Genomic DNA, 25,158 nt, shown 5'->3' with positions numbered 1-25,158 from the left:
CTAATCCATCAATCCCTTCAATAAATGTATATCTACTCGACGTGCATCCACATCTACCTTCAAGATACAGTCCTTGATAGCGGGAAGAAGAACATTTCCTCCATTTACAAGCTCAATGTCATAGACATCATTAGCACCTGTCTCCATTACGTCAGATATCTCACCAAACTTCTCATCAGGATTTTCATCTGTATATACCTCACAGCCAATTAAATCTGCGATGAAATATTCATCCTTTTTAAGAGCTACACGATTTTCCTTTGTGACGTAAAGACCCTTGCCCTTATATTTTTCGATATCATTGATATTATCAATTCCCTTAAACTTAAGAATAACAAGATTCTTCTGTGGACGGGCGTTTTCTACTTCAAGCTCTATATAGCCATCTTTGCCGCCATCTAACAAAAGATGCTTCATACCCTTAAAACGGGAAATATCATCTGTAAGAGGAAATACCTTTACCTCTCCTTTAATACCATGAGTCTGTGTAATTGAACCAACCTGAAATAATTCTTCCAAATATGCCTCCTAATTAGTAAAAATCTTAATTAAAAAATATAAAAGTGCTACCACGATAATAACACCTGCTTCAATATAAGTCCATTTTCGCTTTTTGTAATACTTTTCTACAGCAATATCCAATTCAGATTTTGCTCCCTCAGGAATTATACATTCCGTAAGGTATTTTTCAAGCCCAACACTAGTAAGAATTTCAACTGCAAAATCCCAATCTGCAGCAGGAACAAGTAATACACTACTCTTGTGAACAAGATTTTCATTAGCTAAATAAAAGCGATTTTTTAAATCCTGCACATAGACTTCAAGTCCCTCATTGCTGAGAGACTTGAAAGCATGCTGTAATACTTCTGATGAATCAGAAGATATAATCGTTCTTAAATATCCAAAATCATTCATAATTATTTATCATCATATAAGTGACATCTTACAACATGTCCGTTACCCATATCCTTTGGCTCTGGAGCAACTTCCTTACAAATGCCCATGCACTCTGAACATCTTGTATGGAACTTACATCCCTTAGGAGGATTAGCAGGGGATGGAATATCTCCTTCAAGAATTACTCTATCCTTCTTAAGGTCTGGGTCAGGCATTGGGATAGCTGAGAAAAGTGCCTTTGTATAAGGATGAAGAGGATTTGCAAAAATATCCTCTGTCTTACCTGTCTCAACAAGTCCGCCAAGGTACATAACACCAACTGTATCAGAGATATGCTCTACAACAGAAAGGTCATGTGAAATGAATAAGTATGTAAGGCCTCTATCCTTCTGAAGCTTTCTAAGAAGGTTAATTACCTGCGCCTGAATAGAAACATCAAGAGCAGATACTGGCTCATCACATACGATAAAATCAGGATTAAGCGCAAGTGCACGAGCGATACATACACGCTGTCTCTGTCCACCTGAGAACTCATGAGGATATCTATCCTTATGGTGCTCCTGAAGACCGCACTCCTTCATAATCTTTGAAATGTACTCATCATATTCAGCAGCTGGAACAAGACCATGCTCTCTAACTGCCTCGCCAATAATCTCACCGATTGGAAGACGTGGTGAAAGTGATGAATAAGGATCCTGGAAAACAATCTGCATCTTTGTACGGAGTTCTCTAAGTTCCTTTTTGCTCTTAGCATTTACATCCTCGCCATTGAAGATAACCTCACCGTCAGTCTTCTCTAAAAGACGAAGGATTGTACGACCTGTAGTAGATTTACCACAACCAGACTCACCTACGAGACCCATTGTAGTACCTCTTTCGATTTTAAATGAAACGTCATCTACAGCCTTAACGTTTCCTGTTACACCACCAAAGAAGCCACCCTTTATAGGGAAGTATTTCTTAAGGTGATTGACTTCCAAGATATAATCTTTCTCGTTACTCATGTCTCTCACCCTCCTCTTTGCATCTGTAACATCTTACCATATGTGTATCTGAGATGTAGTACTCCTCTGGGAACTCACCATTACAGCACTCCATACACATATCACATCTATCTTTGAAATAACAATAATCTGGCATGTTAACTGGGTTTGGAACAGAACCTGGGATTGAGTAAAGCTCATCTACCTTCTGTCCAACAACTGGCTTAGATTTCATAAGACCAATTGTATAAGGATGACGTGGGTCTTTGAAGATTTCTCTTGCTGTACCCTTTTCAACTACACGACCAGCATACATAACAACAACATAATCAGCCATCTCAGCTACAACACCAAGATCGTGAGTGATGAGCATGATTGAGCTGTTGATTCTGTCCTTAAGATCACGAAGAAGGTCAAGAATCTGAGCCTGAATTGTAACATCAAGAGCTGTTGTAGGCTCGTCAGCTACGATAAGCTTTGGCTCGCAGGCAAGTGCCATAGCGATACAAATACGCTGTCTCATACCACCTGAAAGCTCGTGTGGATACATGCTATAAACGCCTTCCTTGTTGGCGATACCAACCATACCAAGCATCTCGATTGTACGAGCCTTAACCTGCTCATCTGTCATCTCTGGACGGTGAAGCTTGATAACCTCATCGATCTGAGCGCCAACTCTGAATACAGGATTAAGTGCTGTCATTGGCTCCTGGAAAATCATAGCCATCTTGTTTCCACGAAGCTCCTGCATCTTAGAAGCTGGAGCATTTACAACGTTAACACATTCATCACCTGAGTTGAAACGAATCTCACCTGAAACTGTCTGCCCCTGTGGACGCTGTACAAGCTGAAGCATAGAAAGTGATGTAACTGACTTACCACAGCCTGACTCACCTACGATACCAACAGTCTTACCCTGTGGTACGTTAAATGAAACACCATCTACAGCCTTTACTGTTCCGATATCTGTAAAAAAGTATGTATGAACATCATCAAACTCAACGCAGTTCTCTGGGTTCTTCATCTTTGTAATATATTCCTCTTCTGGAATATGCTTTCTATTTCTCTTAGCCTCGAATTCCTTTGTAATCTTTCGATTCTCTTTTGAAATCTTACGGGATTCCTTGGCTGATATATAATTTACATTTTTCTTTGCCATGTTATCACCTCTATTATCTCTTCATCTTTGGATCGAAAGCATCACGAAGGCCGTCACCAATAAAGTTAAATGCAAGTACTGTAAGGAGAATAAGAATACCAGCTGGAATCCATACGAATAAGTAGTTTGTCATAACGTAAGAATCGTTAACTGCATTGATAATATTTCCCCAAGAAGCTGCTGGGTACTTAACACCAAGTCCAAGGAATGAAAGTGTTGACTCAGCAAGGATAACTGAACCGATATCCATTGAAGCAAATACTACAAGCTGTGGAATTACATTAGGAATAAGGTGCTTGAACACACGTCTCTTAATGCTGATACCACAAGCCTCGCAAGCTGTCATAAATTCCTGTTCACGAAGAGATAAAATCTGACCTCTAATGATACGGGCAATACCTACCCATCCGATGAGACCCATAAGGATACACAGGTAGAAAATACGCACACCAGCTCCTACCTTGTAGAAGTCCATGATTGAACCGATGATAAGGTAAAGTGGCATTGAAGGTACACAGTAAATGATATCTACAAGTCTCATAAGAAGTGTATCTACCCAACCTCCAAAGTAACCAGCGAAGCCACCTACGATAATACCAAGGAAAAGCTCGATTGCAACTACTACGAAACCGATAAGAAGAGAAATACGACCACCATACATAAGACGAGCAAGAAGGTCCATTCCGTTTGCATCAGTACCAACCCAATGCTTTGAAGAAGGACGTTCAAACTGATTAATAACGCTTGTATTCTTATATTTAGTAATCTCATACTGACCATTTGTATTTGCTACCTGATATTCCTCATCATTAAAATCAAATGATTCAGCATTATCAGTGATTGCTTTAACAACTGCCTCTCTGAAATCAATAGTAATAGAAACACCATTTTCTACAGCATTAATACTGTATGATGTTACATAGGCTACATCTTCGCCTGAAGCATTTCTAACCATTGTACCAGAGCCATGCTCCTCTACTGTGTATGACTCACCGTTATAGTCAAAGCTTGTTTCGTCATTAGCTCTTGCAGCAACCATAGCAGCTGTAAGACCAGACTCTACTAAGCCACCTTCTGGAGCATAAGCCTGAAGCTTGCATACGTAAGCAAGGCTCTCGCTTCCATCAGCACTGGCAATTTCAAATATATCATTATTTAACTCATTAAGAGCAAATGTAGAACCATCACGAGTCTCGATTGTAGGCTCTTTTTTAACAAGTGCACGGATAAGTTTTGAGCTGATATCCTTTGGAAGCTCAACACCGTCATTTGCAAAAACCTGGTACTCTGAAATTTCTGTAGCACCAGCATAATCCTTTTTCATCTCCTCAGATGTGTAGAAAACCTCACTCTGAGAATAAGGAACAACAACACCACCTAAAAAGGCAAATAAAAACATACAAATAATAATAACAAGACCTGTAATTGCAAGCTTGTTTCTAAAGAAACGCTTTGCAACCATCATTCCAGGAGAAAGTACCTGAACGCGGTTAGCATCATCAAGCGCAAGCTCTTCGCTATTATTTACATTCTTTTCTTCACTCACGTTACTTTCCTCCTTAATTAACTCTTACTCGTGGGTCAACTACTGCATAAAGAATATCTGCAATAAGGTTACCCAAAAGAATAAGCATTGCAAAGAATAACATATAGAACATTACAAAAGGAATATCACCCTGAATAATGCACTGATATGATGTATATCCAATTCCTGGAATCTGGAACAATGTCTCAGTAATCATAGCACCACCAAAAAGACCAGGCAAAGTTCCACCAAGCAAGGTGATAATTGGAATAAGAATGTTTCTAAATGCGTGGTAATTTACTACTCTGCTTTCAGGAAGACCCTTTGCACGAGCTGTACGAATATAATCTGCATTAAGTACCTCAAGCATATTTGTACGTGTGTAACGCATCAATGAACCAACGCTAACAATAGTAAGTGTAATTGCAGGAAGCACAAGATGATATGCCATATCAAGAATCTTTCCACCGGTAGAAAGGTTCATGTAATTTCGACCTACAATACCATATAAATCAAAAATATTAAGCTTTACAGCAAAAATCCACTTAAGAACAGTTGCAAAGAAAAAGCTTGGAAGTGAAATACCGATAAGAGCAAATACTGTAATGGCATAGTCTGCACCAGAATACTGCTTTCTTGCTGCAATAACACCAAGAGGAATTGCTATACAAATCTCAAGGATAAATGAAGCAAGTGAAAGTGCAAATGAATACCAAATTACACTAGAAAACTTCTCAAGTACTGGCATGTTGAAGTACCAGCTATCACCAAAATCACGCTGAGTAATAAGCTTAACAAACCATTTAAGATATCCCTGTACAATACCTACGTCCAAACCATAGGCTGCGTTTAATTGATCGAGCCACTCCTGATAGCTCTTTGCTCCTGGCTTCTGTGAAAGAGCCATAGCTTTCTGTTCTACGAAAGATGTAGGCATGCATCTCATGATTGCATAGATAATCATCGATACGAAGAACAAGATAACGATTGATAATAATAATCGTCTGATCACAAATTTCTTCATGACACTAAAATTCCTTTCTTATTATTCCCCTTTATTTCATAAATAAAGATATTTTATGGTGAGACAAATAAAGGACTAATGCCCTTTACCAAATTCAATAACTCATCCCATCATAAAATACCTTTATTATTTGAGTTTATTAAAGGTAGTTTTAATCAAAAAATTAAGCAAAATATTTCCTAGGGCTATTATACACAAGCCCTAGGAAATAAAGAATACTTAAATTACTTCATCTCAAGTGTAGCAAGATCATCCATCCAAATCCAGAATGGTGTTGGATCCTTTACAAGAGAATCAATATTAACTCTCTCTGATGAGTAAAGAACTGCATTCTGTCTCTGGTATGTAGGAATTTCTACTGCATAATCTACAATATAATCAAGACATTCCTTATAAACAGCCTTTCTGTAAGACTGATCATCGCTAGTTCTAGCATCTTCGATAAGAGCATCAAGCTCTGGCTCGTTTACCTCATAGTGAGTTGTACCACCCTTGCTGTGGTATACCTGATACATATCAGGATCTGGAGTAGCACCCCAAGCTGCACACCACATTTCTGCAGTCTTTGCATTAAGAGCATCCCAAAGAACTGAAGAATCTGAAAGATCGTTAATTACAAGTTCAAAACCAATCTTTGCAAGTGATTCCTTAGCACCTGTAAGAATTCCAAATGCTGGATGATCACCGTTTCCACCACCAGGAATCATAGCCTCGTATGAAAGCTTTGCACCAGCTGGAGCTGCTGTAAGCTTACCATCTGTAACTGTATAACCAGCTGCCTCGAAGTAACCAAGTGCTGCATTAAGAGCTGCCTCGTACTTCTCATCATCTGACATACCATCTGTATAAATTGGATCACCATTTACATCCTTAGAGAATGCAATTTCATAATCTGGGTCAGACTTCTGTGGAGCTGCCCAAGAAGAATTAGAGATAGGATACTGAATTACTTCAGCTGCATCTCCATAGTATGAATCAATAACTACATCACGGTATGCAGCAATAACTGTTGCGATAGCCTTACGAAGATTCTTAGATTCCTCTGAACCCTGATCATTACCAACCTTAACATTCTTTGCACACATACCGATGTAACCATAACCGAGGTTATCAGCAAGTGTAGCTGTAAGAACATCACCAGCAAGCTCTCCATTAGAGTTCTCACCAGCAATCTGCTCTGCTGCTGCCTTAGACATTGAAGGCTCAGCTAAATCGATTGTTCCCTGAAGTACACCAGGAATCTTATCAGCCTCCTGTGTCTCCTTAAACTGAAGATACTTAATCTTTGGAGCACCAAGGAAATAATTTTCATTTGCTTCAAGATAAGCAACCTTGTTCTTATACTCTACAAACTTGTAAGGACCAGCACCAAGTGGCTTAGTAGTCTTTTCTCTTACAATTGAAAGATCGTTCTTAGGGAAACCAAACTTGTTGTTATCATAGTCATAAAGTGACTTGTCACCATAGTAGTGTAATGGAGCAATTGCAGTACCAAGCTTTTCGATAGCTGGAGCAGAGAACTCTTCTACAGTAATCTGCATTGAGTAATCACCAGTCTTAACAATACCTTCGATATGATCTGCAGACTCACCAGTCTCAACACCTGTTGTAGACATTGCAACTACATCTGCTGGGAATGAATCAGCGATTGTAACTGAAGCTGCTTCCTTATCCATAGAAGCAAAATTCCAACCATACTGCTCACCAATTGCAAGGAAGAAATCCTCTGTAGTAGCACCAGCTGGAAGCTCAAAGCCCCAACCTGCAGCTGCAGCTGTTACATCTCCTTCTGCAACACCAGCATTTTCTACCATATAATCAACGATTGACTGAGTGAACTCAGCACCCTTTGTCTCAACTGCATCCCAGAAAGCCTTCTGCTGCTCTTCTGTGAAGTTAGTGAAATCTGTGTTGTCCTTACCTGCCTCAGCAATAAGAGTAGAAAGTGTAGAAACACCGCTTCTATACTCTTCCATTCCCTTTACAGGAAGTGAAGCAAATGTAGAAGGTCCATCATATGTAGGATCTGATACTACATAGAATGAAAAGATAACATCATCGATAGTAACAGGCTCTCCATCAGAGAACTTTAAATCATCTCTAATCTCAATATCATAAGTAACTGAGCCATCTTCATTCTCGTTAACCTTGATATTAGATGGTGTGTAATATGTGTACTCTGTACCATTGTACTCAGCCTTATAGCCATCGATACCTTCTAAGATATACTGACCAGCACGGTCTACTCCAAGAAGACCAATCTGTACACACTTATCATCCAAATACATATCTGGATGTGATTCAGCGAAGAATGGGCTGAATTTCTGGCTCATAGCATCCCAACCGATAACAAGTGGAGTGTCAGAGCCATTGCTTGCGCCGGATTCTGATTTTCCAGCATCGTCTGCCTTCTTGCCACAAGCAACCATAGAAAGTGCCATTGTAGCTACAAGAAGAAGCGAAACAATCTTTTTCTTTTTCATAAGAATTCCTCCTATTATTTATATTTACACCCTTAATATATTCCCGGGAGCAAATTAACTTTTTAATTGGAGTTCCTAATTACCCCTCCAAACATTTTGTCATATTTTACACCAAATGCAACAACTGAGGCTATAAGCAAAAGTAATATCGCAATATAAGAAAATTCTATAACAAAATTTATATTATGATTTATACATATAAATATTAAATCCAAAATTATATTTATAGCTGCCAATATTAAAATGGCCATAGAGCTCTTCTTTAATCTTATTATGCTTTCTTCATATCCTGCCTTTTCCATTCTGCACTTTTGACCTAATAGATTAAAAGTACCAAGAAGATTAAATCCTATAGGAAGGAACAAGAAGAAATACGGAAATACAATCCAGGCTGTTTTTGATGAATCTGGATTAATAAGACCAGCTCCTAAAAATATAAGTATAAACAAAAGTGAAAAGCCAGCGCATACAAGCTTGTATTTATTGAACTGTTTTTCATCATAAGGAAGTTCGAAATAGCTTCCTTCGTAAAATGTAACGGTACGTAATTTGCCATCCAGGCCAATACTTTGTACCTGTTTGTAATCATCTTTATACTTGTTAAACAACATAACTAAAAAAACATATGTAAGTGCCACGCGGACATTATAGGTAACAAAAAAACAAGGTTTAAGAACGCCCTTGTTCATAGAAGCTATTGTAGTTTATTACTTTAAAGTATTCAATAGCAATTTTTATTCACACCAGTGAATAAAAATACAAAAAGTGAAGAAACTGTGAATTTACGGGGTTTGTTTAACAGTTTATCGCTTTTATGGACTAAAGTGTTAGAGTATTGTATCCCTAAATAAACAATATTGTCAAAATATATGGACCCAAATTGCTTCGGGTCCATATTTGATTTAGTTAACATCTACAATGTCAACAATAACCTTCTTGTCAATCTTTGAGGCTGCAGCCTTAACAACCGCACGTATAGCCTTTGCGATTCTACCCTGTTTTCCAATAACCTTTCCCATATCTGAAGGTGCAACGCGAAGCTCAACAACAATTGACTTAGCGTCTTCTTTCTCGGAAACAACAACCTCTTCTGGATTGTCTACAAGTGACTTAGCAATTACTTCAACTAATTCTTTCATCACTATATTCCTCTACCTTTCGATTGTGAATGATTACTGAACACCAGCCTGCTTGAAAAGTCTTGCAACTGTCTCAGTTGGCTTTGCACCATTAGCAATCCACTTCTTAGCTGCCTCTGTATCAACTGTTACCTCAGCTGGCTCCTGATTTGGATCATATGTACCGATCTCATCGATGTTTCTACCATCACGTGGTGCTCTAGCGTCTGCTACTACGATTCTGTAGATTGGTCTCTTCTTCTGACCCATTCTCTTTAATCTAATCTTTACTGCCATTTTTAATTCCTCCTGTTAAATAAAACAATAAATTAATAAATTACTAACGGTTAAAATGGAAAACGCATTCCACGTCGTCCTTTTCCCATCATATTCGGCATTTGCTTCATCATTTTCTTTGATTGCTCAAACTGTTTAATGAAGCGATTAACCTCTGCTATATCTAAACCAGCTCCAGCAGCAATTCTGTGCTTTCTGCTAGGATTTAGTAATTTTGGATTCTCACGCTCTGCCGGAGTCATAGAAAGGATGATAGCTTCTATGTGAGCAAGCTTTTTATCATCCACTGCATTTTCAAGCTGTGCCATCTGAGAAGCATTCATACCTGGCATCATACCAAGAATTGAGGTGAGCCCCCCAAGCTTCTTCATCTGCTCCATTGAAGTGAGATAATCATTGAAATCAAATGACGCTTTCTTAACTTTCTTTGTAAGTGCAAGAGCTGCATCCTTATCGATTTCTGCCTCAGCCTTTTCTATGAGTGATAAAACATCTCCCATTCCAAGGATTCGGCTTGCCATACGGTCTGGATGGAACTGCTCTAAATCTGAAAGCTTTTCACCCATACCAGCGAATAAAATAGGCTTTCCTGTAACAGCCTTGATAGAAAGGGCTGCACCGCCTCGTGTATCACCATCAAGCTTTGTGATGATAACGCCATCGATACCAATCTTTTCATCAAAGGTCTGAGATACATTAACTGCATCCTGACCTGTCATGGCATCAACTACTAAAATAGTGTTGAGGATGTCGATATTGCTCTTAATAGCTGCGAGCTCATTCATCATATCCTCATCTATATGAAGACGACCTGCTGTATCGAAAATGACTACATCAAAACCGTTCTTCTTAGCATAATCCATAGCCTCTTTTGCAATCTTTACAGGCTTTTCCTTGTCTCCCAAGGAGAAAACCTCTACGTCCTGCTTTTTACCATTGATCTGTAACTGCTCAATAGCGGCTGGTCTGTAAATATCGCAGGCAACCAAAAGTGGCTTCTTTCCACGCTGCTTAACCTTTCCGGCAAGCTTTGCTGTAGTGGTAGTTTTACCGGCACCCTGAAGACCAACCATCATGATAGTGGTAATAGCTCCGCCTGTGCCATAAGTAATATCTGTAACCTCTGAGCCCATAAGATTAACAAGCTCTTCGTTTACAATCTTTATAACCATCTGTCCAGGATTTAAGCCGTTCATAACATCTGAACCAATAGCTCTTTCTGTGACAGTGTTAGTAAACTGTTTTACAACTTTGAAATTAACATCCGCTTCAAGCAATGCCATCTTTACTTCTTTTAAAGCAGCCTTAACATCTGCCTCTGAAAGTCGACCCTTGCTACGGAGATTTTTAAATACTCCTTGAAGCTTCTCTGAAAGTGAGTCAAAAGCCATATATTATAATTCCTCTAAAATCAATGTCGATAAACGGGAAATCTCAGCTAAAGTATCTTTGCCAGGCTCTGAAGATGTAAGCTTGTTAATCTTCAAAACATCTCCCCTGATGTTCATGAATTTATCAACTAAATGGAGCTTATCTTCATACTCCTGAAGCTGATGATCACATCTTTTGATGATATCATGAACTGCCTGTCGAGATATTGATAAAGTGTCAGCAATTTCAGATAAAGACAAATCATCATTGATACTCATCTCATATACGCTACGCTGGCGCTCTGTGAGCAATTCGCCGTAGAAATCATATAAATATCCTGATTTAATCTTATCTTCCATGACTCTCCTTTATCACCGCAGATTAATATACTATATAAACAAATAAGTGTCAAGTACTTTTACTTGACACTTAAAAAAATTAAAGTGAAGTTCTAACAATCTTAGGTTTGTATCCGCCTTCATCAAGAGCCTTGATAATCTGTCCCTTGTGATCTGTTCCAAATGCTTCAAGTGTAATGCGAAGCTCAACAGCAGCTGAACGGTTTGTAGTAACAAACTGATTATGCTCAAGCTTGATTACATTACCCTGATTATCAGCAATAACCTGAGAAACCTTTGCAAGCATACCTGGCTTATCAGGAAGAAGTACAGATACTGTGAAAATTCTATCTCTGAAGATAAGCCCCTGCTGAACAACAGAAGACATGGTAATAACATCCATATTACCACCAGAGATAACAGAAACTACTCTCTTACCTTTAATATTAAGATGATTTAAAGCTGCAACTGTAAGAAGGCCTGAGTTTTCAGCAATCATCTTATGATTTTCAACCATATCAAGGAAGGCTACGATAAGCTCATCATCATCAACTGTGATAATCTCATCGATATTCTCTTGAAGATATGGGAATATATTTGAACCTGGAGTCTTAACCGCAGTACCATCTGCAATAGTATTTACAGAAGGAAGTGTTGTAACTGCTCCTTTATCAAAGGAAGCCTGTAAAGAAGCTGCTCCGCTAGGCTCAACACCTATTACTTTAATCTTTGGATTAAGAAGCTTTGCAAGTGTAGAAACACCGGTAGCAAGACCGCCACCACCAACTGGAACTAAAATGTACTCTACAAGTGGAAGCTCTTTAAAAATTTCCATTGCAATAGTACCCTGTCCTGTAGCTACAGCCAAATCATCAAAAGGATGAATGAATGTGTAGCCGTGCTCATCTGCAAGCTTATATGCATAATCACATGCCTCATCATAAACATCACCATAAAGAACTACTTCCGCACCGTAGCTCTTTGTGCGGTTAACCTTGATAAGAGGTGTGGTAGTAGGCATTACAATTGTAGCCTTGACACCATATTTTTGAGCTGCGTAAGCAACACCCTGAGCATGATTACCAGCTGATGCTGTAATAAGTCCTTTTGCTCTCTCCTCATCTGTGAGAGTACTAATCTTGTAATATGCACCGCGAAGCTTGTAAGCTCCTGTTAGCTGCATATTTTCTGGCTTCAGATATACATCGTTACCAGATTTCTCGCTGAAATAGTCACTGTAAATAAGTTTTGTCTCGTGTGTGACCTCTGTGACAATCTTTGAGGCCTCTTCAAATTTGTCTAAAGTAAGCATTTTTTCTCCCTTACTGACGCTTACTGTTCAGCGTAGAACAAAGCATTAACAAATTCGTCTGCGTTGAACTTTTCTAAGTCGTCTATTGTTTCTCCAACACCAATGTATTTTACCGGTAATTTTAACTCAGATTGTATTGCAATTGCAATACCTCCTTTTGCTGTTCCATCAAGTTTTGTAAGAACAATACCAGAAATATCTGTAACCTCAGAAAATTCCTTAGCCTGAACGAGAGCATTTTGACCTGTTGTTCCGTCAAGAACAATAAGTGTCTCTCTATAAGCTTCTGGAAATTCCTTAGTGATGGTGCTGTTAATCTTAGAGAGCTCATTCATAAGGTTTTTCTTATTATGGAGACGACCTGCTGTATCTACTAAAAGTACATCAATACCACGGGCCTTTGCAGCATGAACCGCATCATAAACTACCGCTGCTGGGTCCGAACCTTCTGGTCCTCCTACAAAATCAACGTTTGCTCTGTCTGCCCATTCCTTTAGCTGGTCAGAAGCTGCTGCTCTAAAGGTGTCGGCGCCTGCTACCATAACTTTCTTACCGTTAGCCTTAAGCTTTCCAGCAAGCTTTCCAATAGTAGTAGTCTTTCCTACGCCATTTACACCAATAACCAGCACAACAGATGTCTTCTTTTCGAAATCAAAACTTGTCTCATCTAAAGACATCTGCTCCTTGATTTCATTAATAAGAAATTCCTTACACTCTGCAGGCTCTTTGATGTGCTCTTTCTTAACTGCATCCTTAAGATCATCAAGAATAGTTTCTGTGGTACGCACACCAATATCGCCCATGATAAGGACTTCTTCCAATTCCTCGTAGAAGTCCTCATCGATGTTTGAAAATCCATTAAAAATATAATCCATGGATTTTATAAAATTATCTCTTGTCTTTGTAAGTCCCTTAACGAGACGTTTCCAAAATGGTATTTTTTCTGCCATAACTAATCATCCAACTGTGATTCTATAAGATTTACTGATACAAGTGCTGATACACCCTTTTCCTGCATTGTAATACCGAAAAGTCTGTCAGCAGCGTTCATTGTACCACGACGGTGTGTGATAACAATAAACTGAGTATTCTTTGTGAGCTTATGTAAGTAATTTGCAAATCTGTCTACGTTTGCATCATCAAGAGCCGCTTCAATCTCGTCAAGAAGACAGAATGGTGATGGCTTAAGATTCTGAATTGCAAATAACAATGCAATAGCTGTAAGTGACTTCTCACCTCCGGACATCTGCATCATATTGATAAGTTTCTTTCCAGGTGGTTGGGCATTAATAATAATACCTGTCTCAAGAAGATCCTCACTGTCAACAAGCTCTAAGGTACCATGACCACCTCCAAAAAGCTCCTTGAAAGCCTTATCAAACTGTACCTGAATATCCTTAAAGCCTTCAGCAAACTGCTTTCTCATTCCCTCATCAAGCTCTTCAATGATACGAACAAGAGAAGCCTCTGCCTCAACAAGATCATCATGCTGCCCCTTAAGGAAGTTGTATCTTTCAGAAAGCTCCTTGAACTCTTCGATAGCATTAACATTAACATTGCCCATTGCACGTATAGAGTTCTTAATCTTATTAGCATCCTTCTTCATCTGATCAAGATCATTAAGTTCAGGATCCTTCATCTCTTCTGCATTGTGGTAAGTAAGCTCATACTCATTCCACATATAATTATTCTGATAAGAAATAGAATCGTTAATCTTCTCTTTCTGAGAATCAAGACGATAGATTTCCTTATCCAATTCAGAGATTCTGTCAGAAATCTCCTGACGCTGCTCGAAGAAATTCTTGTGAGAATTATTAAGATTATCACGCTTCTCAACATTCTCTTTGATTTCAGTCTCAAGCTGACCAAAGGAATCATCAGATGCAGAGATTGTAGCCTTAATCTCTTCTATACGCTTTGTATTAGTCTCTATTTCATCCTTTGAAGATTTAGCATTTTCCTTGATAGAAGCAATATCGCTGTCGCATTTTTCAATTTCTGATATAACACGGTCGATATTCTGCTGAACGAAATCAACATTGCTTCTAGCGTTAGCCTCTTCAATGAGAACTTCAGACATGGTTCTGTTAACAGATGTCTCCATGTAAGTCTTCTCATCAACTTCATCAGAAAGCTTCTGGATTTCAGCCTTAAGCTCAGCCTCTTTATCCTCAGATTCTTTCTTTTCGAAATCAATCTCTTTCTTACCTGCAGCAATTTCAGTAAGCTGTGCCTCAAGCTCTTCGCTTTCCTTTGAAAGGCCTTCATAAGCAGTAAGACTTTCCTTCTTCTGCTCGTTAGCACGATCTAATCCGAGCTTTGCTGTATTAAGAGCAATAGCTGCTTCGTTAAGTTTTGCCGTGTTATCCTCTCTATCAGCTTCAAGAAGACCAGCTGCTGTCTCAATGTCATCAGCTCGCTTCTTCAGATCATCCATTTCCTTAGAGAGAACATCAAGCTTCTCCTCAAGCTCCTCGATTTCACGGTTTCTTCCAAGAAGATTTGACTTGTTCTTGAAATGACCACCAGTCATGGAACCACCTGGAGCAAGATACTCGCCATCTACTGTAACAATATGAATGCTATAGTTGTTCTTCTTTGCAAGGGCAATAGCTGAATCAATATTATCAGTAACAACAACTCTTCCAAGTAAGTAAGCCACAACGCCATCGAATTTGCTGTCGCAGGTAACAAGTTCAGAAGCAAGACCAAGTACACCTTTTTCATTAAGAACCTCTGTCTTCTTGAAGTTGCCACGTCCGTCTACAGATGTAAGTGGAAGGAAGGTGGCACGGCCAAGCTTATTATCCTTAAGGAAGCGAATAAGCTCCTTAGCACAAGCCTCGTCAGCTGTAACAATATTCTGGATGTTTCCCCCAAGAGCTGTCTCGATGGCCATCTCATATTTCTTTTCTACATGGATAAGATCAGAAACAACACCTTCGATGCCCTTAATCTTACCCTTCTGCTCCATTACCTTACGAGTAGAATTACCATATCCCTCATAACGCTCAGCAATATTCTTAACAGACTCAAGACGTGTCTGAACTCTTGCGAACTCATCCTTCTTGGCCTGTAAATCTGCAAAATTCTTACGATTCTTTTCTTTCCATTCTGCAGCTTTTTCAGAAAGCTCTTTATCCTTATCCTGAAGCTCTAAAAGTAAGCTCTGAGCATTTTTAAATTCTTCTTCTGCAGCTGCAACAGCAGAATCCAAATCTTCCTCACGAGTCTTTCTCTCTAAAAGACGCTGAGTAAGCTTCGCCTTGCGAATATTTGTCTGCTCGAGCATTGTCTCAAGACGCTGCTCCTTAGACTTAATAGAAGCTCTATTATTAAGGAGCTCCATAATAGCTTTATTATCAGCATCAATCTTTTCATTATTTGCAACAATTGCATTCTGTAAATCAGAATAGTTGCTCTTAACAGCATTGAGACGTTCTACAGCTTCTTCTAAAGTCTTATCAAGGGATTCCTTTTCTGACTTAAATCCAGCAACCTGTTCCTCTTTATCTTTCTTGTCAGCTTCAATTTCAGCTACACGAGCTGAAAGGCTTTCATCTGTAGCATTAGCTGAGCGAATCTTTTCCTCTAAAAGGGCAATCTCGTTTTCAAGCTTTCCTTTGAGAAGTGTAGAGTCAGACTGCTGTTGCTTTAAGCTTTCAATCTTTTCATCAAGTTCTGTGATTTCCTGCTCTAAGGCATCGTATTTGACACGAATATCTTCTTGTGAAGCCTTGCTTGCCTCAAGCTGTTCATTTGCAATCTTAGAGTTCTTCTCGACTTCTTCAAGATTTGTGTTGAGCCTGTCAACCTCTAAAAGGAAGGCATTAACATCAAGCTTCTTTAAATCCTCTTTGAACTTAAGATATTTTTTAGCATCCTCTGACTGCTTCTCAAGTGGCCCAATTCTTCTTTCCTGTTCTGATAAAATATCATTTACACGAACCAGATTCTCACGCTCATTTTCAAGCTTCTTAACAGACGCTGCTTTTCTCTTTTTATATTTAACGATACCAACAGCTTCATCAAAAAGCTCTCGTCTATCTTCTGGCTTACCAGAAAGAATCTTTTCAATCTGGCCCTGTCCGATAATAGAATAACCTTCCTTACCTACACCAGTATCATAGAAAAGCTCAGCAACATCTTTAAGACGGCATGGTGTACCATTTAAAAGGTATTCGCTCTCACCTGAACGATAAACTCGTCTTGCAATTGTAACCTCTTCATAATCTACTGGAAGCACATGGTCGGAATTGTCCATGGTAAGTGCAACATAAGCATATGAAAGTGGCTTTCTTGCCTCTGTACCTGCAAAGATAACATCCTGCATAGAAGCACCACGAAGCTGCTTTGCAGACTGTTCACCAAGAACCCATCTAACTGCATCAGCAACGTTTGATTTTCCGGAACCATTAGGACCAACGATACCGGTGATTCCATTATGGAATTCAAACTTCATCTTATGCGCAAAAGACTTAAATCCATATAATTCTATACTTTTTAAATACATTTTTTTCTCCCTGAAATTTTTCTCTACTCCCCTACCAGCTCATCTAATAGCCTAAATTATCTTTATAGAATCTTCTTTGTGTAGACGCATGAGGCCTTCGTAGGCAGCTTCCTGCTCGGCAGCCTTTTTTGTGCTGCCTACGCCTGTGCCAAGGACACGAGTGCCTACCATAGCGCGAACCTCAAACTGCTTTGCATGGTCTGGGCCTGATTCTGAAATCAGCTCATAAGTAAGAGCCTCCTTGAAATTAGCCTGAACAACCTCCTGCAAACGGGTCTTGCTATCGTAGAACAACTGCTTGTGTTCAATATCATTTAATACAAAACGATGGATATACTTAGATGCTGGCTCCATACCACCATCTAAAAAGATGGCACCAATAGTAGCCTCGAAGGCATCTGACAAAATAGACTTACGATTGCGTCCACCTGTCATATCCTCACCTTTAGAAAGGAGAACATAATCTCCAAGATTAATCTCCTTGCAGATATAAGCAAGGGTTGGCTCGCATACAATGCTGGCTCTAAGCCTTGAAAGCTTTCCCTCGTTTAAATCGGTGTAATTTAGATACAAAAACTCACTCGATACTATCTCAAGCACTGCATCACCAAGGAACTCAAGTCTCTCGTTATCAGAGAGTTTCTTCATATGGTGTTCGTTAGCGTAAGAACTGTGTGTAAGTGCCTGACGTAATAAGCTTTCGTCTCTAAACTCATATCCGATAGTCTTTTGAAACTCTTTTAAATCCTTCAAAATAATACCTCCTGTATATGAGTAAAATAAAGCATCCAGCCAAAGCTGGATGCTTTGAACTTTTTAAATTACTTTTCTGCTACAGTCTTCTTAATAAGCTCTACAGCATCACCAACAGTTGAAAGCTTCTCAGCTGCATCTGTATCAACCTCGATGTTAAGCTTCTCCTCAACGCCCATGATAATCTGGAATACATCAAGGGAATCAGCACCTAAATCATCAACAAATGTTGTCTCTGGCTTAATCTCAGCTGTATCTACATTTAATACCTCTGCAATAATCTCCTTAAGTAAATCGAATTCCATTTTCTAGTCCTCCTTTTTCTCTATAACTATATTATTCTGGATATGCTCGTTAATCTTCTGCTCCTTAAAAGCAATACACTGGAAAATAGTGTTCTTTACTTCGCCTGCCTTAGCACTACCGTGAGTCTTAACTACAAGCCCCTTTAAACCAAGAAGTGGAGCTCCGCCATACTGAGTAGCATCAAAGCTCTTTAAAGTCTTCTTAAGAGCTGGAAGAGCAAGTGCTGCGCCAATCTTCGAGCGAAGTGTGCTCATAAGACCACACTTAATAATAGAAACAAGAGTACCTGCCAAGCCTTCATAAAGCTTTAAAATTACATTTCCAACGAAGCCGTCGCAAACAATAACATCTGCGTAACCGTTTGGAATCTCTCTGGCTTCTATACTTCCAATGAAATTTATATCCTTGCATTCTTTTAATAGTGGCATAGTCTCTTTTACAAGAGCATTACCTTTTTCCTCTTCTGCGCCAACATTTACAATGGCAACACGAGGATTTTTAATACCTACTACCTTTTCCATGTAGATGCTGCCCATCTTGGCAAACTGAACAAGATGGCTGGCACGACAGTCAACATTGGCTCCTGAATCAGCAAGAAGCGCAACTCCTGTCTTAACTGGGAATAGTGCTCCAAAAGGAGCTCTCTCAATGCCACGAATACGACCAACAATACCAAGTCCACCTGTGAGAAGTGCACCTGAATTACCAGCAGAAACAAAGGCATCTGCAACTCCATCTTTTACAAGATGAAGGCCTACTACCATAGAAGAATCCTTCTTACGCTTAATAGCCATAACAGGATGCTCTGCTGTTTCGATAACTTCAGTGGCATTCTTTATTTCAATCTGTTCTGTTGGATACTGATAAGCCTGTAATTCAGACTTAATCGCATCTTCCTTTCCAACAAGAATTACCTTAACTTCATTATTAAGATTTACCGCATCTACAGCGCCTTTTACCATCTCTGAAGGTGCATTGTCTCCACCCATGGCATCAAGCGCTACAACTGTATAATCGCCCATAACATTCCCTTTCTTACATACTGTTAAAAGTATACTTGAAATGACGCCAAAAAGAAAGCCCCTCGATTAACGAGGGGCGACTCAATACGTAAATTATTCTACAGTAATGATTTCTTTTTTGTTGTATGAACCACAGTTCTTGCAAACTCTGTGTGGTACCATAAGCTCGCCGCACTTGCTGCACTTAACAAGAGTAGGGTTGCTCATCTTCCAATTTGCTCTTCTTTTATCTCTTCTTCCCTTAGAAGATTTGTTCTTTGGACAAATAGACATGCTATTTCACCTCCTTAAAGCTATTAAAGACATCTAAAAATTGTGCCATTCTAGGATCTAAAACTGTATCATCGCAGCCACAGGCCTCAATGTTACGATTCTTTCCGCAAACTGGGCAAATGCCCTTGCAGTCATCCTGGCACAATATCTTTGCCGGGAAATTCACTAAGATCTCGTTTAAAATTAGCTCATCTACAAGGATGTCCTCCTCATCAATAAATGAATAAGGACCAAGCTCTTCATCAGGAACCACTTCTCCATCAGTGACCTGAATGGTCTCATCAACGGAAACAGGAACCTTAAAAGTAACTTCTGTTAAGCATCTGTCACACGCTCCTGAAATAGTACTTTCAGTATTAAATGTGATATGAAGCTTACCATTTCCAATCATAGATAAAACTACTTCAAATGGCTCTATGTGATTGATAGAAAAATCACTGCCAAGATAAGAAAAATCTTTTATATCGCAGGAACCTGCGAACTTCTTATTTTGATCAGTTAATGAAGTAATATCCTTAATAGAAATCTTCATAAATATCTCCTATCCACACTTTGTCAATTATACATAGCAGAAATATAGTTGTCAAACATTTTCTGCAAAATTTATGACGTAATTTAATAATTATTTTCCAGATACGATAGCTGCTGTATCTCTTGCAATCATAACCTCTTCGTTTGTAGGGATAACAAATACCTTAACCTTTGAAGAATCTGAAGAGATAAGCTTATCCTCTGAAGGACCATCGTTTCTTGAAGCATCAAGCTCAACGCCCATGAATCCAAGGTGATCACAAACTGCCTGACGAAGGCCGGCATTGTTCTCGCCAAGACCTGCTGTGAAGCAAATCATATCTACACCGTTCATAGCAGCTGCATAAGCACCTACATACTTAGCGATACGATAAGCAATCATATCCATAGCAAGCTTTGCTCTCTTATTGCCCTCTCCTGAAGCAGCGATAAGATCTCTAAAATCTGATGAAATACCAGAAATACCAAGAGCACCTGACTCCTTGTTAAGTACGTTCATAACGCCTGCAAAATCAAGGCCTTCCTTCTTAGCCATATATTCAACAGCTGAAGGATCGATATCACCTGAACGAGTACCCATAACAAGACCCTCAAGTGGAGAAAGACCCATTGATGTATCAACAGACTTTCCATTTAATACTGCACAGCAAGATGCACCGTTACCGATGTGGCAAACGATAATCTTAGAATTGTTGATGTCAGCGTTTGCAAACTCGCAAACTCTCTTTGATACATAGCTGTGTGATGTTCCGTGGAAACCATAACGACGAACACCATACTGCTCGTAATACTTATAAGGTACAGCGTACATGTAAGCTTCCTGTGGCATTGACTGATGGAAAGCTGTATCGAATACACCTACCTGTGGCTTGCCTGGCATAAGCTCGCGGCATGCGTTAATACCAATAATATTTGCTGGGTTGTGAAGTGGAGCAAGATCATTACACTCTTCTACAACCTTAATCATTTCATCTGTAATAAGTGCAGAAGCTGCAAACTTCTCACCGCCGTGTACGACTCTGTGTCCAACAGCATCAATCTCATCAAGGGATGCGATAGCACCTGTCTTAGCATTTGTGATTGCATCAATAACAGCTGCAACAGCCTCCTTATGTGTAGGCATAGGAATGTCTGTGATTTCCTTATCAAGACCTTCCTTCTGGTATACGATACGTCCGTCGATACCAATTCTCTCACAAAGTCCTTTGCAAAGTACCTGCTCACTCTCTGAATCAATTACCTGATACTTAAGAGATGAACTACCACAGTTGATAACTAAAATCTTCATAATAGCTATTTCCTTTCTGATATATTTTTAATCTTTCTTTAATGTTTGTTCAAACGACATTTTATTATAGCACAAAGATATGAAAAAAACAGAAATAAACACAGGTTTTTAAAGAAAAACAATGGTGAGGTTTATTTGAGAATTCCATATAATACGTGTATCATATTAATATATATTTTCATCAGGAGGAAACCTAATGATTATAGGCATTGTTGCAGAATACAATCCGTTCCATAACGGTCATAAACTTCAGATAGATTATGCAAAAAATGTTTTGAAGGCAGATGCTGTTGTTGTTGCCATGTCTGGCAGCTTTACTCAGCGCGGAGAAATTGCCTGCTTCGATAAATACACAAGAGCACACGCAGCCCTTATTTCTGGTGCTGATATCGTGTTTGAAATCCCTACTATCTTCTCTACCGCATCTGCAAGAGAATTCGCTGCAGCCAGCGTTCAACTTCTAGCAAATACAGGTATTGTAGATACGATTTTATTCGGAGCAGAATCAGATGATATAAATCTATTTAAAGAAGCTGCCAATAAGCTTGTTGAATTGGAAAAATCTGGTAAATTAGACGATGAAATAAGTGCATCTATGGCCTTAGGCGACAGCTACGCTACAGCCCGTTCAAAGGCCTTAGAAAAGCATATACCATCAGAACTAATATCTAACCCTAACAACATCCTGGGATTAGAATATTGCCGTTATATAGCCGAGAATAAACTTCCACTTAAAATAGCTATAATCAAAAGACAGGGAAATGGATATAATGAATTAGCTCTCACAGGAGAATTTAGCTCCGCTTCAGCCATAAGAGCTCATTTAAAAGAAACAGAACTTGTTGTAGCTGTTCCTGAGGAGGCCAAAGCAATCTATGAAAAATTTAAGCCTGTATGCAGTGATGATATTTCATCAATCCTGCACTATAAATTGATTACAGAAAAAGAATATGAAAAATACCTCGATTGCTCTTTTGATCTCGCTGACAGAATAAAAAACAATTTAAAGGATTATATTTCATTTAGTCAATTCAGCGATTTATTAAAAACCAAAAATATTGCTTACTCTCGAATCAGCAGAGTATTATGCCATATTTTGTTAAATATAACTCAAGATGATTTTGAAGAAGCAAAAGCTTCCGGATATATTAATTATTTAAGAATGCTAGGTTTCAGCAAAAAGGGAGCAGAATATCTTGGAGCTGTCAAAGAAAATGGAATCTCCCCACTCCTTACAAGTCCTACCGACGAGATTGATAGTCACGATATTTTCGCAGCTGATATTTATAGAACAATTTTAACTGAAAAAACAGGAATGACCTTTCCCAATGAATTTAATAGAAAGTTTGATTTAGTAAACATATAACAAAAAGCACTCAGAAAACTGAGTGCTTTACTTTCGCAGTTCCTAGCGGAATCGAACCGCTGTTTTCGCCGTGAGAGGGCGACGTCTTAACCGCTTGACCAAGGAACCATATTGTCTGTCGCAAGGCTTGTTGCCTCAGCGACAAGACATATAATACTATGTAGATTGACTTATGTCAACACTTTTTTTAATTTATTTTTTAGTCTGCGTATCCATTAGGATTATTCTTCTGCCATCTCCATGAATCAGCGCACATCTCTTTAATTCCGTACTCTGCTGTCCATCCAAGCTCCTCTTTAGCCTTTGTAGCATCTGAATAGCATGTAGCAATATCACCTGCACGACGTGGCTTAATAGAATAAGGAATCTTAATGTCGTTGGCAGCCTCAAAGTTCTTAACAATATCAAGAACTGAGTAACCTACACCTGTACCAAGATTATAAATCTTAAGACCAGCATTCTCCTCAATCTTCTTAAGAGCCTTAACATGTCCCTTAGCAAGGTCAACAACGTGAATGTAATCACGTACGCCTGTACCATCTGGAGTATCATAATCATTTCCAAATACGCCAAGCTCAGGAAGCTTTCCTACAGCCACCTGTGTAATGTAAGGCATAAGGTTGTTTGGAATACCGTTTGGATTCTCTCCCATTGTTCCTGATGGATGCGCTCCAATTGGATTGAAGTAACGAAGAAGAACTACATTCCATTCTGGATCAGCCTTCTGCATATCAGAAAGAATCTGCTCAAGCATAGACTTTGTCCATCCGTATGGGTTTGTACACTGTCCCTTAGGACAGTTCTCTGTGATAGGTATCTCAGCTGGATCTCCATAAACTGTAGCAGATGATGAGAAAATAATGTTCTTGCAGCCATGCTGTCTCATAACATCAACAAGAGTAAGTGTACCAGCAATATTATTCTCATAATATTCCCAAGGCTTAACAACTGACTCGCCTACAGCCTTAAGACCTGCGAAATGAATACATGAATCGAGCTGTTCTTTTTCAAACACCTCGTTTAATCTATCTCTATCTAAGATATCTCCCTTGTAAAACTTAACTGGCTTTCCAGTAATAGCCTCAACTCTTTCCAAAGACTTCTCTGACGCATTTGAAAGATTATCATAAACTACAACGTCATAACCCGCCTGCTGGAGCTCAACGCATGTGTGGCTACCAATGAAGCCTGCTCCACCTGTAACTAAAATTGCCATAATATATATCCTCCTTCAGTTAAACTAATTATGTTAACCATGTTCAAGAATAACAGAAACAATGAAATAAAAAAAGAGTCATTTTTATATATATAAGCGCATATTCAATGGCTTTTGTTGTGATAATAGACAAAAATCATAAAGTGTCTTTATGAAAACATAACAAAAAAGAGTCCTGGAATAAATCCAAGACTCTTATCATCCAAAAATATTAAGCTGCAACCTTTTCCTTTGCAACCTCTACGAGCTTTGCAAAACCTTCTGCATCGTTAACAGCGAGCTCAGCGAGCATCTTTCTGTTCATCTCAACACCAGCGAGCTTAAGACCGTACATGAACTTAGAATATGAAAGTCCATTGATACGAGCTGCAGCATTGATACGAGCGATCCAAAGCTGTCTGAACTGTCTCTTCTTCTGCTTTCTTCCTGCATATGAAGATGTAAGGGCACGCATAACTGACTGCTTTGCAACACGATACTGCTTGCTTCTAGCACCTCTGTAACCCTTTGCTAACTTTAATGTTCTATTATGTCTTTTCTTAGCGTTTAATCCGCCTTTAACTCTTGCCATTTTAAATTCCTCCTAACCAAATAAATAACTGTTCCAAATCAATTTTAGAGATATGGAAGTACTTTCTTCATGTTCTTTACGTTTGTAGCATCTACAATTGTAGCGTGACGAAGATTTCTCTTGTTCTTTGTTGTCTTCTTGGTTAAGATGTGACGCTTGTAAGCCTTATTTCTCTTAAGCTTTCCTGTTCCTGTTACCTTAAAGCGCTTTGCAGCTGCTCTTCTTGTCTTCATCTTTGGCATGATAATTTTCCTCCTGTATTACGATTTCTTTTCTGTAAGCACCAGGCTCATAGAACGGCCTTCAATCTTTGGTGCCTTTTCCACTACTGCAACATCAGCAAGTGCCTCAGCAAAATCATCAAGTATATGCTTGCTTGACTGCATGTGAGCCATCTCACGGCCACGGAAACGAAGTGTTACCTTAACCTTATCACCCTTAGAGATGAATTTCTTTGCTGCATTTACCTTAGTGTTCATATCATTAGCATCGATGTTTGGAGACATACGAATCTCTTTAACCTCAACAACGTGCTGCTTCTTCTTAGCTTCCTTTTCCTTACGTGCCTGCTCGTAGCGGTACTTACCGTAATCTACAATCTTGCACACTGGTGGATTTGCTTTTGGTGAAATCTTAACGAGATCTAAGCCCTCGTCATCTGCAAGCTTCTGAGCTTCCTTTGCTGACATAATGCCAAGCTGTTCCCCATCGGAGCTGATTACACGAACTTCTTTGTCGCGAATCTGCTCATTAATCATTAAATCGCTAATGGTACTACCTCCAATAAATAAAAAAAATAGTGGATACAGAAT

Annotated in this window: 26 protein-coding genes and 1 tRNA gene; 1 reads left to right on the top strand and 26 read right to left on the bottom strand. The window is 39.0% G+C overall.

Annotated elements, in window-relative coordinates:
• The 21 genes from rimM to BLP54_RS02255 form a co-directional block, all read right to left on the bottom strand.
• Entirely contained in the window at positions 1–519 is a 519-nt protein-coding gene (rimM, locus tag BLP54_RS02355) for a ribosome maturation factor RimM (RefSeq protein WP_090166357.1), read from the bottom strand.
• A 9-nt stretch (positions 520–528) separates the two neighbouring features.
• Entirely contained in the window at positions 529–915 is a 387-nt protein-coding gene (locus BLP54_RS02350; protein ID WP_090166355.1) for a hypothetical protein, read from the bottom strand.
• A gap of 2 nt (positions 916–917) precedes the next feature.
• Positions 918–1,901: an ABC transporter ATP-binding protein gene (locus BLP54_RS02345; protein WP_090166352.1), complete on the bottom strand. Its 984-nt coding sequence runs from the start codon at positions 1,899–1,901 to the stop codon at positions 918–920.
• Positions 1,894–3,039 (bottom strand): ABC transporter ATP-binding protein, encoded by a 1,146-nt coding sequence (locus BLP54_RS02340; RefSeq protein ID WP_015549832.1) that lies wholly within the window; start codon positions 3,037–3,039, stop codon positions 1,894–1,896. Before BLP54_RS02340 ends, BLP54_RS02345 begins: the two co-directional genes overlap by 8 nt.
• A gap of 13 nt (positions 3,040–3,052) precedes the next feature.
• Complete coding sequence (locus BLP54_RS02335; protein ID WP_090166350.1) at positions 3,053–4,585, bottom strand: ABC transporter permease; 1,533 nt, start codon at positions 4,583–4,585, stop codon at positions 3,053–3,055.
• A gap of 13 nt (positions 4,586–4,598) precedes the next feature.
• Positions 4,599–5,588 carry an ABC transporter permease gene (locus BLP54_RS02330; RefSeq protein ID WP_090166348.1) on the bottom strand — a complete coding sequence of 330 codons (990 nt, stop codon included), beginning with the start codon at positions 5,586–5,588 and terminating at the stop codon, positions 4,599–4,601.
• A 224-nt stretch (positions 5,589–5,812) separates the two neighbouring features.
• Positions 5,813–8,071 carry an ABC transporter substrate-binding protein gene (locus BLP54_RS02325; protein ID WP_090166346.1) on the bottom strand — a complete coding sequence of 753 codons (2,259 nt, stop codon included), beginning with the start codon at positions 8,069–8,071 and terminating at the stop codon, positions 5,813–5,815.
• Positions 8,072–8,133: 62 nt separating this feature from the next.
• Complete coding sequence (locus tag BLP54_RS02320; RefSeq protein WP_176754438.1) at positions 8,134–8,709, bottom strand: hypothetical protein; 576 nt, start codon at positions 8,707–8,709, stop codon at positions 8,134–8,136.
• Between the two features lie 264 nt (positions 8,710–8,973).
• Positions 8,974–9,210, bottom strand: coding sequence for a KH domain-containing protein (locus BLP54_RS02315; protein WP_028246987.1), 237 nt, complete (start codon positions 9,208–9,210; stop codon positions 8,974–8,976).
• Positions 9,211–9,243: 33 nt separating this feature from the next.
• Positions 9,244–9,486 carry a 30S ribosomal protein S16 gene (rpsP, locus tag BLP54_RS02310; RefSeq protein WP_028246986.1) on the bottom strand — a complete coding sequence of 81 codons (243 nt, stop codon included), beginning with the start codon at positions 9,484–9,486 and terminating at the stop codon, positions 9,244–9,246.
• A gap of 50 nt (positions 9,487–9,536) precedes the next feature.
• A complete protein-coding gene (gene ffh, locus BLP54_RS02305; RefSeq protein WP_090166342.1) occupies positions 9,537–10,877 on the bottom strand; it encodes a signal recognition particle protein in 1,341 nt (446 codons plus the stop codon).
• A 3-nt stretch (positions 10,878–10,880) separates the two neighbouring features.
• Positions 10,881–11,216 (bottom strand): YlxM family DNA-binding protein, encoded by a 336-nt coding sequence (gene ylxM, locus BLP54_RS02300; RefSeq protein ID WP_090166340.1) that lies wholly within the window; start codon positions 11,214–11,216, stop codon positions 10,881–10,883.
• Between the two features lie 79 nt (positions 11,217–11,295).
• Positions 11,296–12,507: a threonine ammonia-lyase gene (gene ilvA / locus BLP54_RS02295; RefSeq protein WP_090166338.1), complete on the bottom strand. Its 1,212-nt coding sequence runs from the start codon at positions 12,505–12,507 to the stop codon at positions 11,296–11,298.
• A gap of 20 nt (positions 12,508–12,527) precedes the next feature.
• On the bottom strand, positions 12,528–13,457 hold the full coding sequence (gene ftsY, locus BLP54_RS02290; protein WP_090166336.1) for a signal recognition particle-docking protein FtsY: 930 nt from the start codon (positions 13,455–13,457) through the stop codon (positions 12,528–12,530).
• A 2-nt stretch (positions 13,458–13,459) separates the two neighbouring features.
• Positions 13,460–17,020: a chromosome segregation protein SMC gene (smc, locus tag BLP54_RS02285; RefSeq protein WP_090166334.1), complete on the bottom strand. Its 3,561-nt coding sequence runs from the start codon at positions 17,018–17,020 to the stop codon at positions 13,460–13,462.
• Between the two features lie 51 nt (positions 17,021–17,071).
• A complete protein-coding gene (rnc, locus tag BLP54_RS02280) occupies positions 17,072–17,773 on the bottom strand; it encodes a ribonuclease III (protein WP_090166332.1) in 702 nt (233 codons plus the stop codon).
• A gap of 68 nt (positions 17,774–17,841) precedes the next feature.
• Positions 17,842–18,078 (bottom strand): acyl carrier protein, encoded by a 237-nt coding sequence (gene acpP / locus BLP54_RS02275; RefSeq protein ID WP_015549845.1) that lies wholly within the window; start codon positions 18,076–18,078, stop codon positions 17,842–17,844.
• Positions 18,079–18,081: 3 nt separating this feature from the next.
• Positions 18,082–19,101: a phosphate acyltransferase PlsX gene (gene plsX / locus BLP54_RS02270; protein ID WP_090166330.1), complete on the bottom strand. Its 1,020-nt coding sequence runs from the start codon at positions 19,099–19,101 to the stop codon at positions 18,082–18,084.
• A gap of 93 nt (positions 19,102–19,194) precedes the next feature.
• Positions 19,195–19,374 carry a 50S ribosomal protein L32 gene (rpmF, locus tag BLP54_RS02265; protein WP_028246978.1) on the bottom strand — a complete coding sequence of 60 codons (180 nt, stop codon included), beginning with the start codon at positions 19,372–19,374 and terminating at the stop codon, positions 19,195–19,197.
• A 1-nt stretch (position 19,375) separates the two neighbouring features.
• Entirely contained in the window at positions 19,376–19,906 is a 531-nt protein-coding gene (locus BLP54_RS02260) for a YceD family protein (protein ID WP_090166328.1), read from the bottom strand.
• A gap of 90 nt (positions 19,907–19,996) precedes the next feature.
• A complete protein-coding gene (locus BLP54_RS02255) occupies positions 19,997–21,193 on the bottom strand; it encodes an acetate/propionate family kinase (RefSeq protein ID WP_090166326.1) in 1,197 nt (398 codons plus the stop codon).
• A 196-nt stretch (positions 21,194–21,389) separates the two neighbouring features.
• Here BLP54_RS02255 and BLP54_RS02250 point away from each other — a divergent pair, with 196 nt between their 5' ends.
• Positions 21,390–22,559, top strand: coding sequence for a tRNA(Met) cytidine acetate ligase (locus BLP54_RS02250; RefSeq protein WP_090166323.1), 1,170 nt, complete (start codon positions 21,390–21,392; stop codon positions 22,557–22,559).
• A gap of 36 nt (positions 22,560–22,595) precedes the next feature.
• Here the strand turns inward: BLP54_RS02250 and BLP54_RS02245 are convergent.
• The 5 genes from BLP54_RS02245 to infC all read right to left on the bottom strand — a co-directional run bounded on the left by BLP54_RS02245 (position 22,596) and on the right by infC (position 25,104).
• Positions 22,596–22,667, bottom strand: a tRNA-Glu gene (locus tag BLP54_RS02245).
• A 91-nt stretch (positions 22,668–22,758) separates the two neighbouring features.
• A complete protein-coding gene (gene galE, locus BLP54_RS02240) occupies positions 22,759–23,775 on the bottom strand; it encodes a UDP-glucose 4-epimerase GalE (RefSeq protein WP_090166321.1) in 1,017 nt (338 codons plus the stop codon).
• A gap of 211 nt (positions 23,776–23,986) precedes the next feature.
• Entirely contained in the window at positions 23,987–24,346 is a 360-nt protein-coding gene (gene rplT, locus BLP54_RS02235; RefSeq protein ID WP_015549854.1) for a 50S ribosomal protein L20, read from the bottom strand.
• Between the two features lie 44 nt (positions 24,347–24,390).
• Positions 24,391–24,588 carry a 50S ribosomal protein L35 gene (gene rpmI / locus BLP54_RS02230; RefSeq protein ID WP_015549855.1) on the bottom strand — a complete coding sequence of 66 codons (198 nt, stop codon included), beginning with the start codon at positions 24,586–24,588 and terminating at the stop codon, positions 24,391–24,393.
• Between the two features lie 18 nt (positions 24,589–24,606).
• Entirely contained in the window at positions 24,607–25,104 is a 498-nt protein-coding gene (infC, locus tag BLP54_RS02225; RefSeq protein ID WP_090166319.1) for a translation initiation factor IF-3, read from the bottom strand.
• Between the last annotated feature and the right edge of the window lie 54 nt (positions 25,105–25,158).

Origin of the sequence: Pseudobutyrivibrio sp. 49 (assembly GCF_900100545.1) — a bacterium.
Lineage (GTDB): Bacteria > Bacillota > Clostridia > Lachnospirales > Lachnospiraceae > Pseudobutyrivibrio.
Note: the sequence above shows the minus strand (reverse complement) of the source record. Positions and strands in the feature narration are given on the sequence as shown.

Bases quoted from the DNA above. Each gene is read 5' to 3' on its own strand.
- ftsY (WP_090166336.1), bottom strand. From the start codon at position 13,457: ATGGCAGAAAAAATACCATTTTGGAAACGTCTCGTTAAGGGACTTACA.
- rpmI (WP_015549855.1), bottom strand. From the start codon at position 24,588: ATGCCAAAGATGAAGACAAGAAGAGCAGCTGCAAAGCGCTTTAAGGTA.
- BLP54_RS02260 (WP_090166328.1), bottom strand. From the start codon at position 19,906: ATGAAGATTTCTATTAAGGATATTACTTCATTAACTGATCAAAATAAG.
- BLP54_RS02345 (WP_090166352.1), bottom strand. From the start codon at position 1,901: ATGAGTAACGAGAAAGATTATATCTTGGAAGTCAATCACCTTAAGAAA.
- BLP54_RS02315 (WP_028246987.1), bottom strand. From the start codon at position 9,210: ATGAAAGAATTAGTTGAAGTAATTGCTAAGTCACTTGTAGACAATCCA.
- BLP54_RS02330 (WP_090166348.1), bottom strand. From the start codon at position 5,588: ATGAAGAAATTTGTGATCAGACGATTATTATTATCAATCGTTATCTTG.
- infC (WP_090166319.1), bottom strand. From the start codon at position 25,104: ATGATTAATGAGCAGATTCGCGACAAAGAAGTTCGTGTAATCAGCTCC.
- ilvA (WP_090166338.1), bottom strand. From the start codon at position 12,507: ATGCTTACTTTAGACAAATTTGAAGAGGCCTCAAAGATTGTCACAGAG.
- galE (WP_090166321.1), bottom strand. From the start codon at position 23,775: ATGGCAATTTTAGTTACAGGTGGAGCAGGCTTCATTGGTAGCCACACA.
- rpsP (WP_028246986.1), bottom strand. From the start codon at position 9,486: ATGGCAGTAAAGATTAGATTAAAGAGAATGGGTCAGAAGAAGAGACCA.
- BLP54_RS02340 (WP_015549832.1), bottom strand. From the start codon at position 3,039: ATGGCAAAGAAAAATGTAAATTATATATCAGCCAAGGAATCCCGTAAG.
- BLP54_RS02250 (WP_090166323.1), top strand. From the start codon at position 21,390: ATGATTATAGGCATTGTTGCAGAATACAATCCGTTCCATAACGGTCAT.
- rplT (WP_015549854.1), bottom strand. From the start codon at position 24,346: ATGGCAAGAGTTAAAGGCGGATTAAACGCTAAGAAAAGACATAATAGA.
- BLP54_RS02325 (WP_090166346.1), bottom strand. From the start codon at position 8,071: ATGAAAAAGAAAAAGATTGTTTCGCTTCTTCTTGTAGCTACAATGGCA.
- BLP54_RS02255 (WP_090166326.1), bottom strand. From the start codon at position 21,193: ATGAAGATTTTAGTTATCAACTGTGGTAGTTCATCTCTTAAGTATCAG.
- ylxM (WP_090166340.1), bottom strand. From the start codon at position 11,216: ATGGAAGATAAGATTAAATCAGGATATTTATATGATTTCTACGGCGAA.
- plsX (WP_090166330.1), bottom strand. From the start codon at position 19,101: ATGGGCGATTATACAGTTGTAGCGCTTGATGCCATGGGTGGAGACAAT.
- ffh (WP_090166342.1), bottom strand. From the start codon at position 10,877: ATGGCTTTTGACTCACTTTCAGAGAAGCTTCAAGGAGTATTTAAAAAT.
- smc (WP_090166334.1), bottom strand. From the start codon at position 17,020: ATGTATTTAAAAAGTATAGAATTATATGGATTTAAGTCTTTTGCGCAT.
- rpmF (WP_028246978.1), bottom strand. From the start codon at position 19,374: ATGTCTATTTGTCCAAAGAACAAATCTTCTAAGGGAAGAAGAGATAAA.
- acpP (WP_015549845.1), bottom strand. From the start codon at position 18,078: ATGGAATTCGATTTACTTAAGGAGATTATTGCAGAGGTATTAAATGTA.
- BLP54_RS02350 (WP_090166355.1), bottom strand. From the start codon at position 915: ATGAATGATTTTGGATATTTAAGAACGATTATATCTTCTGATTCATCA.